The sequence below is a fragment of the Thermostichus sp. MS-CIW-26 genome, from assembly GCF_054059115.1.
Map to the genome: position 1 here is coordinate 45,276 of NZ_JBSSBV010000002.1, position 14,332 is coordinate 59,607.

A 14,332-nucleotide genomic window follows, 5' to 3' on the forward strand; every position below is an offset into this window, starting at 1 on the left:
GGGTTCAGGAGAAGCCACGCTCAGTCCGGCACAGCTAGGGCTGCTTCAATCCGCTCTTTCAGGGTGGTCACCACTTGTTCAATGGGAATTTCCGTGGCTTGGCCGCTGGCCCGCTCGGTGAGTTCCACCTTGCCCTGTTTGAGGCTGCGCCCTGTGGTGATGCGGTAAGGGATCCCGATCAGATCCGCATCTTTGAACTTGACGCCGGCCCGCTCGTCCCGGTCATCCCAGAGGGTCTCGATGCCGGCAGTAGCGAGATCCTGCACCAGTTTCTCTGCCACGCTCATCTGCTCGGGGTCGGAGATGTTGGGCACCACCACCACTACGTGATAAGGGGCAATGGCCACGGGCCAGATGATGCCATTGGCATCGTGGGACTGTTCCACCGCCGCCTGGGCCAAGCGGGATACCCCAATGCCATAACAGCCCATCCACAGGGGCTGCTCGGATCCCTGCTCGTCGGTAAAAGTGGCCCGCATCGGCAGCGAGAACTTGAGGCCTAGCTGAAAGATATGGCCGATCTCGATGCCACGGGCCGTTTCCAGGATCTGGTCGGGGTTGAGCAAACACCGATCCCCCGCTTGCGCTTTGCGCACATCCACCACTTCCGGCAGGGGATATTGCTCGCCCCAGTTGGCCCCCACCACGTGCTGCCCCACGTGGTTGCTGCCGGTTACGAAGTTCTGCAGCAGAGCTGCCGTCTGGTCGGCCAAGCGCAGGATCTGGGGGGCAAGGTTTTTCTGCCGGCCCAGACAGCTATCCGGCAAATCAGGAGCGATGTAGCCCACCGGGATGGGATCCCCCTGCCAACTGTTCTGGATCTCGGCATCGGCCAAGGCGAGCTTGAGCAATTTGCTGGCTTGGTAGCGCTCTGCCAGGCGGCTGAGGTGGTTGGCCAGTTTGACCTCATTGACTTCTTGATCCCCGCGGATGCTGAGCAGCACTGCCACCCGCAGGCCGTTGTCGTAAAGGGCTTGGTAGAGGACGTTTTTAACGATCAGGGTAGAGGAGATTTTTAGGAAAGCGGCCAGCTTCTCGATGGTTTCGGTTCCCGGCGTATCCAGAACCTGGAAGGCGGTGTAGGGAGACTCTGCCGCTGGTGGCGGGATGGAGACAGCCTTTTCCACATTGGCAGCATAGGAGCCATCGGGCGTGTAGAGGATCTCATCTTCTCCCGCAGAGGCCAGCACCATAAACTCCTGCGAGGCCGCCGATGGCCCCCCGATCGCCCCCGCATCGGCATCCACCACGCGAAACTCCAGCCCACAGCGCCTGAGGATGCGGCTATAGGCTCGGTACATATCCTGGTAGGTCTGGCGCAGGCTTTCCTCGTTGGCGTGGAAGGAATAGGCGTCTTTCATGATGAATTCCCGCCCTCGCATCAGGCCAAAGCGGGGCCGAATCTCATCCCGGAACTTGGTCTGGATCTGGTAGAGCGTCTGCGGCAACTGGCGATAGGAGCGGATGAGATCCCGGGCCAGCAAGGTGATCACCTCCTCATGGGTGGGGCCTAGGGCCTGCTCACGTCCCTGGCGATCCTTAAGGGCAAACATGATCCCTTCCGCCTGGGTGTACACCTCCCAGCGGCCCGACTCCCGCCAGATCTCTGCCGGCTGCAGCTGGGGCAAAAGACACTCCTGAGCGCCGATGGCGTTCATCTCCTCCCGGACAATCTCCGAGATCTTTTGCAGCACCCGCCAGAGGAGCGGCAGATAGGTGTAGATCCCTGGGGAGAGCCGCCGGATAAAGCAGCCCCGCAGCAGCAATTTGTGGCTGGGCAGCTCGGCCTCAACGGGATCCTCCCGCAGCGTTACAAACAGCATCTGGCTCAGTCTCTGGCTCTGTTGCATCCATTCCCCCCTCTGAGGACTCCGTCCCGCTTACGCGATCAGCTCAAATTTTCCCTCCCTGTCTGGGATCCTCTGCCCGAGAACACAGGCCTGACCGGCAGGCCAACCTGAAGTGCCTTGATGAAGCTAGACAGAGGCCAGCGTCCGCCGCTTGGTGACCATCTGGTACACCTCGATGATGTCGCCTTCCTGCCAGGATTGGAACTTGTCGATGCCGATCCCACACTCGAAGCCCGCAGCCACTTCCCGCACATCGTCCTTGAAGCGCTTCAGGGAGTCTAGACGTCCCTCGTAAACTACCTCCCCTCTGCGGCGAACTCGCACCAGAGCATTGCGCTGCACCTTGCCCGAGAGCACATAGCTGCCGGCAACCGCACCGCGCCCGATGGGGATCACCATGCGCACCTCCGCCTGACCCAGCGGCTCCTCTACTTCTTCCGGCTCCAGCAGGCCCTCCATGGCCGCCCGCAGATCGTCCAGCAGGTTGTAGATGATGTCGTACTCCCGCACATCCACGCCCTTGTCATCGGCAGCCTGGCGGGCGCCGGGGGCCAGGGTGGTGTTGAAACCGAGGATGATGGCGTCGCTGGCCGCAGCCAAATCCACGTCGGTTTCCGTGATCTCGCCAGGGGCCGCCAGCAGAACCCGCAACTGGACTTCCTCTTGGGGCAAGTCCCGCAACGCTGTCTGGATGGCTTCGGCGGATCCCTGGACATCCGTCTTGATGATCAAGTTCAACTCCTTGAGCTGACCTTCTTGGGCTTTGGCGGAAACGCTACCCAAGCTCACGCGACGAGACAGCAGCGCCTGTTGCAGACGGGTTTGCCGCAGCACCTCCGCCCGCTCTTGGGCAATGCGACGGGCCTCTTTTTCGTCGGTGTAAACCTGAAACTCATCCCCGGCTGCCGGGACTTCATCCAAGCCCAGCAGTTGTACCGCCGAAGACGGCCCAGCTTCCTGCAACCGCTGGCCGCGGTCGTCCATCATCGCTTTGACCCGGCCCAGCACTGCGCCGGCCACCAGGGTATCCCCCACCCGCAGGGTGCCGTTTTGCACCAACAAAGTGGCCACTGGCCCGCGGGCTTTGTCCAAGTGGGCCTCGATCACCGTGCCGCGAGCGGGACGATTGGGGTTGGCCTGCAGCTCCGCCACATCGGCCACCAATAGGATCATCTCCAGCAGAGCATCCAGGTTACGGCGGGTGAGAGCGCTCACCTCCACCATGGGCGTGTCGCCACCCCACTCCTCTGGCAATAGGCCGTGCTCCGCCAACTGCTGCTTGATGCGCTCTGGCTGGCTGCCGGGCTTGTCGATCTTGTTGATGGCCACGATGATCGGCACCTGAGCCGCCCGCGCATGGCTGATCGCTTCCAGAGTTTGCGGTTGTACCCCATCGTCGGCGGCCACCACCAAAACCGCAATGTCGGTGACGCGGGCTCCCCGGGCGCGCATGGCGGTAAAAGCCTGGTGGCCAGGAGTATCCAGGAAAACGATGCGCCGCTTCTGGCCTTCAAAGTTCACATCCACATGGTAGGCACCGATGCGCTGGGTGATCCCGCCAGCCTCTCCCTGCGCCACTTTGGTGTCGCGGATGGCATCGAGGAGAGTGGTTTTGCCGTGATCCACATGGCCCATGATGGTCACCACCGGCGGACGCGAGACCAGATGGTCGATGTCCTCCACGTCCAGCATTTCGGTTTTTTTGGCCTCGGGTTCTGCCTCGGGTCGGCGAATCTCATAGCCCAACTCTTTGGCCACCGACTCGGCCAGCGACTCATCCAAGACCTGGTTGATGGTCACCATCACCCCCTTGAAAAAGAGGGTTTTGATGATCTCAGTTTCGGCCACGCGCAGGCGATGGGCCAATTCCTGAACGGTGAGGCTGCCATCCAAGAGCAACACCTTCTCTTCGGGCAAGGGCTCTGTCCCGCTAGCGCGATCGGCAGCACCAGCCTCAGCGGAGGTAGGTTGCTGCTGCAAACGGGCAGCAGGGCGGGGGCGGGCAGGGGGAGCAGCCGTTGCCGCGGGTGGGCGATAGGAAGGAGGCTTGGCGGTGGGGCGAGCCAAGGGCTTGAGGGCGTTCAGCTCAGCCTGCTTGACCGCTGAAATGATGGTCATGGGATCCAAATCCAAACCATCTCCATCTCCTTCCCCCCGTCTCCGACTGCGTTTGCGTTTGGCTTGGACGCGGGCAGCCCGCCGACTGAGAGCTTGTAGCTCGTCGTCCTCTTCTTCTTCCGTTTTGCGCTTGACCTTGGGTGGGGTAGGTCTTACGGGAGCCTCCGCCAACACTGGGCTGGGACGTTCCCCAGGGATTCTTTCTGGCAAGGGAGAGGCAGCATCTGGGTCAGGGGGAGCCGGCTTGGCCACAGGACGGGTAGGGGGCCCCACCAATTCCATCCGCCGCTGCGGACGAGGAGCTTCACCGACTTTGCTGCTGCTGACACTGTCTTCTTTGGTTGCCGGGGAGCGCGTGCCAGGGCGAACGGGTGCGCTCACCAGTTGTGGACGGGGGCGCTGCGCAGGTGGAGGAGAAGGAGCTTTTTCTTCCGCAGGCTGAGGAACGCGGGCGTGGCTGGGGGATGGTGCTTCTGAGGGGCTGGGGCGACTGGGCTCGGGAGCTTTTTGCGGCGGTTCAGGCCGCTCTGCCGGCGGTTTTGTCCCGGAGGTAGCTCGTTGAGGGGGCGAGAGTACAATTGGGCGCTTGGCCACAGGACTGGGCTCCGAGCCGCTGGCTTTGGCCGTGGCAGACTCAGAGGGAGTGGGAGGGGTTGCCGGTTGAGAAACAGTCTCCGGCTTTTGGGTGGCCTCAGACGAGCGGACAAGAGGGGTAACCTGCCGCCGCGGTGGGCCTATGAGCTGAGCACCACCAGCCGATCCCTTTTCGGGGGAGACTCGCTCAGGTCGAGACAGCGAGGGCTTGGCAGCCGGCAGAGTTTCAGCAGTCTTGGCTTCGCCAACTGGAGCTGGCTGCTGAGCGGGCGCGGGCCGACGAATGCCGACGATCGCGCTAGCGGTGCCGGGAACTTTCTGCTGAGGGCGCTCACCGACTTTGGCTTCAGCAGGAGGCTCCGGCGGCAGGCTTTCAGATGGGGGTTTGGGCCGGGGTCGAGGAGGTTTCACAATGTGGGGGGCGCCCAGCTTGCTGCGCACCAACTCAGCTTGCTCCGGAGAAATGGTGCTGCTGTGGGTTTTGAAAGGGATCCCCAGTTGCTCACAAACCTCCAGCACATCCCGACTGTCACGCCCCATCTCACGGGCAATATCATAAATTCGAACTTTATCGGTCATTCGTCTGCTAGCCTCTGCTCCTTTACTTCTCGTCAGTTTTACTATCCAAACTCAATGGGAACCAAGTTATTGGGTTGAGCCGAACCTTTCGGGCTTGCGGGGGCTTCCTCCGGCGCATCGAGAACAGCTCGGCAATCCTCCGGGGATCCGGCCTGAAGGGAACCCAGGTCTGAAGCTGCTCTGGCAACATCCACAGGGGACATCCAGTAGGGCAGCCAGGGAAAGAATAGGTGGAAACAGCGCCTCCAGAATAACCTCTCTGCAGCTCCTCCAGCCTGACCTCAGTTTTCCGGCCAACTCCCATTCTGACAGTTGAGAGGGGCTGTCGTGTAGTTCGCAACCTGATGAACCTAAAAGGGCGTTTAAATATCTTACCTATGTTTGGGAATACCTCTGAGGCTCAGGCTTTTGGAGGAGATGCCCCTGGCAATCCTGCTCAAGAGAATCCAGCAGCCGTTGAAACAACGAGTCAGGCACCGGTGCCTTGAGGGCTCGGTTTATCTGTTGCTTGCGTCGGGCTGCCTGCAGACATTCCAGCCGACGACAGACATAGGCAGAACGCCCCATACCCTCATCCAAAAGCACTTGGTGGGAATCAAATTGTCTGACCAGCCGCCACAGTTGTGAGCGAGGAAACAACTGGCGACAGCCTACACAACGGCGCAGCGGATCGGCACCCGGCAAGAGACTCTATCCTGCTGGTACACTACAAGCAAGCCCTATCTAGCCTACTCCAAATCCAGCGCCTGCGATCGCAGAAACTCAAAGAAATACTCCACCAACTGGGGATCCCGCCAACCCCTGTCTGTTTCTTCCCGCAAGATGCTTATGGCCTCTTGAACGGTGAACGCTCGCTTGTAAGGTCGCTCTGAGGTGAGGGCGTCGTAGATGTCGATGATCTGAAAGATGCGGGCCACCAGAGGGATCTCTTCCCCCTTGAGGCCGTCGGGATAACCGCTGCCATCCCAACGCTCGTGGTGGTGACGGATGAGGGGCAACACCTCTTTCATGGTGCGCAGTGGGCGGCAGATTTGCTCCCCGATCAAGACATGGGATTTCATCACCTCCCACTCTTCCGGCGTATGCTTGCCTGTTTTACCCAAAATGGCATCGGGTATGCCCACTTTGCCGATGTCGTGCAGGTAACCTCCCCACATCAGCACCTTGATCAGGGGACGGGGCAGATGCAAAAACTCGCCGAAGCTCTTGGCCATTTGTGCCAGGCGCTCACAGTGATCCCCGGTGGTGGGATCCCGGCTTTCCACACTGCGGGCAATGGCGAACAAAACCTGGGCAGCATGATCCAAGTCTTCATTGAGGTGCTTTTGGCGAACGAGGGAACGCACCCGCGCCAACAATTCCGACTCGTCAAAGGGCTTGCTCAAGAAATCATCTGCCCCAGCTTCAATACCGCGCACGCGATTTTTGCGATCGCTGGCCGCTGTAACCAATACCACCGGGATCAAGCGTGTCTCATCATTCGCTTTGATGCGTCGACAGACCTCGAACCCATCCAACCCCGGCATCATCACATCCAGCAAGATCAGATCCGGCTGGAAGGTTTTCAACATTTGCAGGGCTTGATTGCCGCTTTCGGCCTCGCTGACCCGATAGCCAATGCTCTCCAGCAGATCCCCCAGCAGCAGGCGGCTGTTGGGCTGATCATCGACGATCAAAAGATGACCGATCTCTGTCTCATCCGCCTCATCCGCAGAAGGTGTGACAGGGATCCCAACTGTCACGGGCATCTTGGGCATCTCGAGTTTGGCGAGTTGGGCACAGGAAAAGCTGGTCACTGCAGGATCCCAGTAGCAACACCTCTACGGTAATCCCATCAGAGAAAAAAGAGCATCAGGCTTTACACTGAGCTGCTCCGGGAAAGGGAAGGGTTTTCTCCCATCAACCCAGGGCTTTGTGAGTAATTGTACAAAGCCTAGATATCCTGGCAGCCTCCTTCTGTTTAGTCTGATACAGATGCTCCGGAGAGTGGATGCCCCAGTCAACTCCCCAGGTTCCTACGTCAGCTTGCCAGTTGAGTGTCGGGCCCGGTATTTGGCCCCCGGAGTACCGGAGAGTGCTGGGTTCTCTATGAATGCAAAATGAATGCAAAGGCCGAGAATTACGGCCCATCAAGAAATTAAGGGGCACAGCAGCAACACTTCTCTGGGAGAGGGGCTGGGGCTGATGGTCTGTTGAGAACGGGCTTGGAGGGGATGCACCTGAACTGGATGGATCCAATCCTAACTTGGGACTCTCGAATCGATTACTTGTTGAGAAAGTCCCCCAGATTGAGGATGGTGTTTTGCTCGCTGACGATGGCTTGGATGTCGTCGGGCAAGTTGCGGACATACTCGAGCTGGATGACGTTCGGGTTGCTGCGCAGCGCTTCCCCTTTGAGGGCGATGGCTTGGGCCTCACCGCTGGCTTTGACAATCATTCGTTGTTTGATGAGTTGAGCCTGCTCTACGCGAAACACTTCTCTTTGCTTCTCTTGCTCGGCAATTTGTTTGGCTTCGATGGCCGACTGAAACTCTTTGGAAAATTCCACATTGCGTAAGAGCAAGCTCTGCAGCACCAGCCCTTCTGGCTGCATTAGGCGAGAGAGCTCAGCGGCAATTTGTTCTTGGATTTCAGCTCGTTGCTCAGAATAAACGCCAATGGCCGAATAGCGGGCGATAACATTGCGCACCACGGCTTGGGAGGCGGGGCGAATAATTTTGTTCAGGTAATCGGGGCCTACATTGCGATGGATTTCGGGAACCCGATCCGGATCCAGGCGATAGCGCACCGAAACATCCAGATCCACCCGTTGCCCATCGGCAGTGAGAGCGGTGAGGGTATCGTCGGCTTTGACGCTGCGCTCTTCACTTCGGCTGGTCATGTTGTAGGTTTGGGTGCGCACATCGTAAAGGGTGGGGAACTGCAGCACCGGAATCAGCAGATGGATCCCCTCGCGGCGGGGAGTCATTTCCACTCCCGTGAGGCGGTTGAAGATGACGGCTTCGTAGCCGGGTTGGACAACCAGCAGACAACGGGGCAGGAGGGTCAGCAGCGCCAAAAGCAGGCCCAGCAGAGGCAGAAAGCGCGAAGTCTTGCGGTCAAGACTAAATGGTCTAGGGCGTCGCATGCGCATGGGCAAGGGCTCCGGGATCCAAGAGCTTTTTTATCTTAAGGGGTGTGCTGGCTAGCTCAGCACCCAGCGCTGCAGGGCAATGCCCAGCAGCAGGCCAAGGCCGCCGAAGCGTACCACCTGCCAAAAGGTAGCGGGGACAGGATTAAACACCTCTAGCACATAAGCCTGCAGGCGTTGCTCCAGTTGACTGGCTTCAGCTTGGATTTCGGCCCATTGTTCAGGGGAAAGCTGGGCTATGCGCTCCAATTCTCTGAGGTCGGCAAGACGAGCCTGGAGACTCTGGAGTTTTTCCTGCAGAGCCTCGAGAGGATCAAAGGGATCGGGATTGGCCGTCACGGCTGGGCTTTTGTGGGGGGGTAGGCTTGGGGAGAACGGGATCCGGCAAATCCGGTTTGGATCTCGTTGAAGGGTTTGGCTTTGATCAGCCCTGGGGGAACGGGATCCAACTTGAAGAGGGCGCGAATAGCGTTTTCCACCTCGGTGATGGGGCGGTTGCCGACGGATTGATAGACGATATTTCCCTCTGGGTCGAAGAGGAGGGTTTGAGGCACTTGTCCGGTGTAGTATTGGCCGCGCTCGTCGCCGGGCAGGAGGGAATCGACGGAATAGGGGATGAAATAGACCCCCAGCCCGTAGCGAACCTGCAGGTTGGCAATGGTGGCGGCGTATTTTTTGCAATCGCTACTGTCATCGATGTAATACACGAGGAGGGCCGGGATCCCTTGCTCTTTCGCCTGCTTCAAGGAAACGCGGGGGGGGATCATGCCGCCATTGGCCCCGTAGAGGGCAAAGATGTTGCCATCGTAACGGTCGTCGTTGAGCAGGGCGCTGGCGGGAGGGGAAAACCAACCTGTCAAAGCGATGAGCAGAGCCACCAGGAAGATACGAAGCAACGGCATGATCTCATCCTCTTCTGAGAAGGGATCCTCGGCGATCCATCTTTAGAAGTAGGGAACACCCTCATTGTGCCATCTGGCGCTGACGCTGCCCCGTTGCCGTTCAACACTGACGCAACCAAGAGCAGCTACAGCCTCAAGCAGCAAAATGAATGCGCAGGTAGTCTTCTTCCATCTTGGCGCGGGCCGGGGTCATGGCCGCTAAAGTCTGGGGCAGAACCAAGTTGCGGCGGTGGTTGCCGATGCGGATGTTCAGCTCATCCCCGGTTTTGGTCAATTCCACCTGCTCTTTCGGGATCCCGGGCAAGTAAAGATCCAGCCGGTACTGGCCGTTGTCGGTTACCACATTCAGGGTTTGCTCGGCATAGAGCACGTCCGCCGGGTTGCGATCCCCCCAGAGGTCTTTTTTCAGGCGGGCTAGGGCGTCCCATCCCACCAACTCCTCGGAGTACAGCGGGATCTCGAAGACCGGCAGGGGGGCAAAGTTTTCGTGGATTTCCTGGCGATATTTCTGTTGGGCTGCCTTCCAGGCGGCAAAGTAGGGATCCACCACTCCATCGGGCAAGATGCGGTTGGCAATCACCAAATCGGTGGCCACCCCGTAAAGGCTGAGGTAGGCGTGGGCCCGCAGCGATTCTTTGATCACCATCTTTTCGGGGTTAGTGACCAGCCGCACTGAGGTGATGCGGTTGTTGGTGAGGATGCGCTCCAGCCGCTCAATCTTCTGATAGAACTCATAAGGAGCATCCAGCACCTGGTCATTCGGCAGCGGGATCCCGGTCAGCCCCTTCACAATCGGCTCGGCAATAGGACGCAGCATTTGCGCCAGCCCCTGCAGGGGTTTGTAGAACCTGCGCATGTACCAGCCCGAAACATCCGGCAGGCTCAAGAGGCGCAGGGCCGTGCCTGTAGGGGCCGAGTCGATGATCAACACATCGAACTTGCCTTCGTCGTAATGGCGATTCACCCGCACTAGGGCAAAGATCTCATCCATCCCTGGCAAAATCGCCAGCTCCTGTGCCTGCACCCCATCTAGCCCTCGCGCCTGCAACACCTGGGTAATGTAGGTTTTGACGGATCCCCAATTCAGCTCCAGTTCGTTGAGGGCGTCCAACTCCGCTCCCCAAAGGTTGGGTTTGACCTCGACCGGCTCGTGGCCCAAGGGCTGATCGAAGCTATCGGCCAAAGAGTGGGCCGGATCTGTGCTCAGCACCAAAGTTTTCAGGCCAATCTCGGCACAACGCCAGCCGGTCGCCGCCGCCATCGAGGTTTTGCCGACTCCACCCTTGCCGGTCATGAGGATGATGCGTTGCATGAGAGTGCCATTTACATTCTTTTACATCCCTAGCCTAACCGATTTGCTGTGCTCTTCGAGAGGCAGCCAAGGGGCTGAGGTGCAGCCAGCGGGTAAACTATTCATTTGATTACCAAATGATTGCCAAAAAGCTGATGGCAATCATGGCCAAGAAGTCAAGCCTGTTGCAGGCATGTGGGAGGTATGTGATGATCTGTCGCTGGCGGAGTGTGTTGCTGGTTGCCATCCTGACATTGGGGCTGTGGCTGGGATCCCTTTCTGTGCAAGCGGCTGCTGGCCTGCCCCGAGAGCTGCAACAACTGGAGCAACAGGTAGAGCGGCTGCAAAGCCTGGTGGAGGCGGAGGACTGGTTGGAGATCCGCTCCTACATCCACGGGCCGATGGGACTCACTCGTAAGACCTTGACCGGCCTGGCGGCTACCCTGCCAGATAAACAAAAGCGGGAAGTGCTGCGCCTGGCTAAGGAGATGGGCCGCAGCTTAGAACAACTAGACTTTGCCGCCAAAGCCTATGACCAACCCGAGGTGGAGGCAGCCCAGGCCAAGGTGAAAAAGACCTTGCAGGCGCTGGAGGCTGTGTTTTCCTAGTGAGGATCCCTTCTCTCTTTGGCGAATAGCGTCGTTTCAGGTTAGGGTGAGACGCCTGGGCCACTGATCGCGCCAGCGGGACGGAGTCCTTGAAAAGCCTTCTGGCCCTGCGCATTCAAGGTTTTGGGTGCGGATGCAGGGCCCTAGTTTGAATCGAAAACGCAGTCATTTCAAGTAGTGTAGTCATTTTTTAAACAGGTAATGAAACATTTCTGTCGCATTGGTCTCTAACTCCCCTCTCCCTCTGGGAGAGGAGCTGGGGGTGGTCGCGGCAGCGGCGCGGAGCGTTTGGGGAGTGTCTCAATCTAGTTTGAAATGACTGTAATTTACAAACAGGCTGTAACGGCTGCTACTTACAGCGGATGTTGCATCAGCCAGAAGCCGGCGAAAGACTGGGCCCTGAGATCGGTTTGAATGGCAAGAAAGTGGAGCCCCTGGGCCTGCTGCTGGCGCTGGGCAAAGACTTCTGCCTCTGTTCGCAGTGTTTCATCTCTCAATTGTGCAAACAGATAACAATCGTTGAGGCCCGCCTCGAGCAGTAGCCGTCCGTCTGCCACACTCAAGTAGGCGGGTTCCATACCGCTCATCCAGGCTGCCATCGGCAAAGCCCGCTGCGAGGTAATCACCAAGCCGGGAATGAGGGTGCTCCGCACCACTGGTGCCAATGTGTCGGGCGTCAAAGTGTCCCAGGCAACCGGAAAAAGCTCGCCAAATTCTATCGGCCAGGCGTCGGCTTCCCGCAGATCCTCAGCTCGCAAGGTCACGAAGGCCCAGCGTTCTCCCTGCAACTTGTCCGGCAGACGGATGGGATCCGGCGGATCCGGATCCACAGGAGGTTCGGGGCTGTAGGTAAACTGAGTCTCTTGAGGGTAAACCTGCTCTGCCCGTTCTCGCATCCAAGCTTTGAGGGTGTAAACGCGACGACTGGGCAGCATCGGGATCCCAACCGCATCGCAGGCCCGTTGCAGGATGGAACTCATGCGGGCTCGAAACACACGAATGGCCGAGGGAGGCTGGGGAGCCGCTTCGAGGTAGCTCCGCAACTGTCGTGCCACCCAGGTGCTATTCACCTCTTGGTTACTGCAATACTGCGCTTGGCGAAACCGGCCGGTGGGATCGCATACCAACAGCTCCCAAACCCTTCGGTTCTGCTCATCCCGCAGGGGGACGGCGTTGAAATCCATCTGCCAGATAGGGCCGCGCGCAGGGCCAGAACGCAGGGGTTGAGTGGCCAAAGGTTCCTCCTGTTTGCACTACATGCCACTTGAGCGGGCCGGGGATCGTTCGCGCGAGCGGTGGGAAGCACTGTCCCCGACCAAGGCCAATTCCCGCTCCCCGAAAATGGCGGAAGCGTTGCGGTAGTACTTAAACTCCAGCAGGTTATGGAAGGGATCCTGCAAAAAGAAGGTGCCATGCTCCAAGGGGGTGCCAACAAAGCGCCAGCGCGGCTCTTGATAAAAGGGCAAGGCCCGCGCCAAGGCACGGTCGGCCAGCGCCTGCCAATCCCCTTGGGTAGGGAAGATCAGGCCAAAATGACGAGGGTAGATGCCCCGCTGGGGCGTCAGCTCTTCGTGGGTGAGGTGGGCCACCAGTTGATGGCCGTACAGGTTAAAAATAACGGCAGCAGAGGTTTCTCGACCGATCTCACAGCCCAAGCCATCGCCGTAGTAGGCCTTGGCCAAGGCAATATCGGCAACTGGAAAGGCCAGATGAAAGCGGATGGGTTCCATAACGTCGCTCCTAAAAAGCCACCAAAAGTGCCCCACCAGCCAACATCAGAGCCAGCACCCCGAGCTGTGGGGCTTTTCCCCGGCTAATGGGATCCCCGCTCTTTTCAAGGTAGGCGATCTTAGAGCTGCTGCAAGGTGGGATCCCTTCCCGAGCCCGAGATAGACTATACGCCTTTGCGCAGGAGTGCCAACTGCTCGGATGCTATAACACTAGCTGGGGTGTTACCCCCGTGGCCCAGTCTGCAACAGACAACTCGGTGTGTTGAGAGCGTTGAAGAAAGGAAAGGGCAATCTTGGCTATGACCAGCATCTGGATTGAGCAGCGCCGCCGCGAGGATGAATCTCGCAACTTTTTTTGGATGGTGGCGCTGTCGCTGCTGCTGCACGTGCTGGTGCTGCTGGGATTGCTCCACTTGGGGCGGCTTTGGCTCACTCGCGAGCCAGAACAAGAAGCCATTGAGTTTATCCTTCTGGATCCAGAAGATCTGCAGCCCCCAGAGGAAGCAGATCTGGTTTCAGAAGTTGATTCCCGCGATGGGGGTGAGCGGGTAGAAGCCCCTCCGTCTCAAGGCAGTCCACCTCAATCTCAGGCCGCCCCTCCCCAGGAGGCCCCTCCGCCGCCGCCGCCAAGACCCCAACCACCGCCACCGCCTGCCCCTGTTCCACCACCACCTGCCCCGGCTGCAGTTGCCCTGGCAACCCCAACTCCAACCCCTCCACCCAAGCCCACGCCTACCCCAACCCCCGCTCCCCCTCAGCCCACCGCGACCCCGACTGCGGCACCGCCCCCTCCCACGCCTGTCCCCAGACCTACTCCGACCCAAACTCCACCGCCTGTGGCGGCTGCTCCCTCCCCAAGGCCCACTCCCCCGCCAACTGCGGAGCCCTTGCCCATACAGCCAAGCGAGCGGGTTTCGGATCCCAGCCAATTGGCTCCCGTTCCGCCCGCTCCGCAACCGGTGACAGAGGTTCTTCCCGCCCAGCGGCCCTCTGATTCTTCCCAGTTGGGACCTCCGGTCAGTGCTTCTGCTCCCAGCAATGGGGCCGGGATCCAGGGCAGTGGAGCCAGTGGATTGGCCAACCCCACCCAATCCGCTCCCAATCCCCCCAGTGTGGCAGCGCGGGCCGATGTGGATTGGGGCCCCTGGCTGGCCGCTTTGCAGCGGAAAGTGGAGCAAAATTGGATCCCTGGGCAGACCGGTACCTCGCGCCGCACAGTGGTGATCTTTACAGTGGGTCGAGCTGGCGATCTGCAGAGCATTCGCCTGGGGCGCACGTCCGGCAGCCAACAAACAGACGATGCGGCGCTGACGGCTATCCAGAGGGCAGCCCCCTTCCTGCCCCTGCCTGAGGCTTATGAGGGCAACTCGGTGACAATTAATTTCACCTTTGATATCAACGTGCTGGGCCAGTTGACTGTAGGGGGATCCGCCAAGTAAACTACCCGACCCTGACTGCTTCGCGGTACAGAGTAGGCTTTTAGTAGCCCTGCAGTTAGTAAACTAACCACGGACCTCTGGGATGGTTTAC

Annotated in this window: 12 protein-coding genes; 2 read left to right on the forward strand and 10 right to left on the reverse strand. The window is 59.3% G+C overall.

Annotated features, from left to right (window positions below; translation table 11 throughout):
• Nucleotides 1-20: 20 nt before the first annotated feature.
• The 8 genes from ACVWZU_RS01120 to ACVWZU_RS01155 all read right to left on the reverse strand — a co-directional run bounded on the left by ACVWZU_RS01120 (nt 21) and on the right by ACVWZU_RS01155 (nt 10,485).
• Entirely contained in the window at nt 21-1,850 is a 1,830-nt protein-coding gene (locus ACVWZU_RS01120) for a proline--tRNA ligase (protein ID WP_457442922.1), read from the reverse strand.
• Between the two features lie 126 nt (nt 1,851-1,976).
• On the reverse strand, nt 1,977-5,141 hold the full coding sequence (gene infB, locus ACVWZU_RS01125; RefSeq protein ID WP_457442924.1) for a translation initiation factor IF-2: 3,165 nt from the start codon (nt 5,139-5,141) through the stop codon (nt 1,977-1,979).
• 375 nt (nt 5,142-5,516) lie between these two features.
• Entirely contained in the window at nt 5,517-5,825 is a 309-nt protein-coding gene (locus tag ACVWZU_RS01130) for a YlxR family protein (protein WP_457442926.1), read from the reverse strand.
• Between the two features lie 44 nt (nt 5,826-5,869).
• Nucleotides 5,870-6,889 carry an HD domain-containing phosphohydrolase gene (locus ACVWZU_RS01135; protein ID WP_457442928.1) on the reverse strand — a complete coding sequence of 340 codons (1,020 nt, stop codon included), beginning with the start codon at nt 6,887-6,889 and terminating at the stop codon, nt 5,870-5,872.
• 515 nt (nt 6,890-7,404) lie between these two features.
• Complete coding sequence (locus ACVWZU_RS01140; protein ID WP_148202707.1) at nt 7,405-8,274, reverse strand: prohibitin family protein; 870 nt, start codon at nt 8,272-8,274, stop codon at nt 7,405-7,407.
• 51 nt (nt 8,275-8,325) lie between these two features.
• On the reverse strand, nt 8,326-8,610 hold the full coding sequence (locus tag ACVWZU_RS01145; protein ID WP_041436379.1) for a hypothetical protein: 285 nt from the start codon (nt 8,608-8,610) through the stop codon (nt 8,326-8,328).
• On the reverse strand, nt 8,607-9,173 hold the full coding sequence (locus ACVWZU_RS01150) for a thylakoid membrane photosystem I accumulation factor (protein ID WP_414388589.1): 567 nt from the start codon (nt 9,171-9,173) through the stop codon (nt 8,607-8,609). The genes ACVWZU_RS01145 and ACVWZU_RS01150 overlap by 4 nt, the downstream gene beginning before the upstream one ends.
• A 133-nt stretch (nt 9,174-9,306) precedes the next feature.
• Nucleotides 9,307-10,485 (reverse strand): TRC40/GET3/ArsA family transport-energizing ATPase, encoded by a 1,179-nt coding sequence (locus ACVWZU_RS01155; RefSeq protein ID WP_414332153.1) that lies wholly within the window; start codon nt 10,483-10,485, stop codon nt 9,307-9,309.
• A 143-nt stretch (nt 10,486-10,628) separates the two neighbouring features.
• On the opposite strand from ACVWZU_RS01155, the gene psbQ reads away from it, so the two are divergent.
• Nucleotides 10,629-11,072: a photosystem II protein PsbQ gene (psbQ, locus tag ACVWZU_RS01160; RefSeq protein ID WP_414349863.1), complete on the forward strand. Its 444-nt coding sequence runs from the start codon at nt 10,629-10,631 to the stop codon at nt 11,070-11,072.
• Between the two features lie 353 nt (nt 11,073-11,425).
• Here the strand turns inward: psbQ and ACVWZU_RS01165 are convergent, their stop codons facing one another.
• Together ACVWZU_RS01165 and ACVWZU_RS01170 are read right to left on the reverse strand one after the other, a co-directional pair.
• Complete coding sequence (locus tag ACVWZU_RS01165; protein ID WP_011432767.1) at nt 11,426-12,307, reverse strand: Tab2/Atab2 family RNA-binding protein; 882 nt, start codon at nt 12,305-12,307, stop codon at nt 11,426-11,428.
• An 18-nt stretch (nt 12,308-12,325) separates the two neighbouring features.
• On the reverse strand, nt 12,326-12,802 hold the full coding sequence (locus tag ACVWZU_RS01170; RefSeq protein WP_414382198.1) for a VOC family protein: 477 nt from the start codon (nt 12,800-12,802) through the stop codon (nt 12,326-12,328).
• A gap of 299 nt (nt 12,803-13,101) precedes the next feature.
• Here ACVWZU_RS01170 and ACVWZU_RS01175 point away from each other — a divergent pair, with 299 nt between their 5' ends.
• Nucleotides 13,102-14,241, forward strand: coding sequence for an energy transducer TonB (locus tag ACVWZU_RS01175; RefSeq protein WP_011432769.1), 1,140 nt, complete (start codon nt 13,102-13,104; stop codon nt 14,239-14,241).
• Nucleotides 14,242-14,332 lie beyond the last annotated feature (91 nt).

What these genes read in the sequence shown, in the direction of transcription:
- infB (WP_457442924.1), bottom strand. Translation starts at nt 5,141, where the DNA reads ATGACCGATAAAGTTCGAATTTATGATATTGCCCGTGAGATGGGGCGT.
- ACVWZU_RS01155 (WP_414332153.1), bottom strand. Translation starts at nt 10,485, where the DNA reads ATGCAACGCATCATCCTCATGACCGGCAAGGGTGGAGTCGGCAAAACC.
- ACVWZU_RS01150 (WP_414388589.1), bottom strand. Translation starts at nt 9,173, where the DNA reads ATGCCGTTGCTTCGTATCTTCCTGGTGGCTCTGCTCATCGCTTTGACA.
- ACVWZU_RS01175 (WP_011432769.1), top strand. Translation starts at nt 13,102, where the DNA reads ATGACCAGCATCTGGATTGAGCAGCGCCGCCGCGAGGATGAATCTCGC.
- ACVWZU_RS01135 (WP_457442928.1), bottom strand. Translation starts at nt 6,889, where the DNA reads ATGCCCGTGACAGTTGGGATCCCTGTCACACCTTCTGCGGATGAGGCG.
- ACVWZU_RS01170 (WP_414382198.1), bottom strand. Translation starts at nt 12,802, where the DNA reads ATGGAACCCATCCGCTTTCATCTGGCCTTTCCAGTTGCCGATATTGCC.
- ACVWZU_RS01120 (WP_457442922.1), bottom strand. Translation starts at nt 1,850, where the DNA reads ATGCAACAGAGCCAGAGACTGAGCCAGATGCTGTTTGTAACGCTGCGG.
- ACVWZU_RS01140 (WP_148202707.1), bottom strand. Translation starts at nt 8,274, where the DNA reads ATGCGCATGCGACGCCCTAGACCATTTAGTCTTGACCGCAAGACTTCG.
- psbQ (WP_414349863.1), top strand. Translation starts at nt 10,629, where the DNA reads ATGGCCAAGAAGTCAAGCCTGTTGCAGGCATGTGGGAGGTATGTGATG.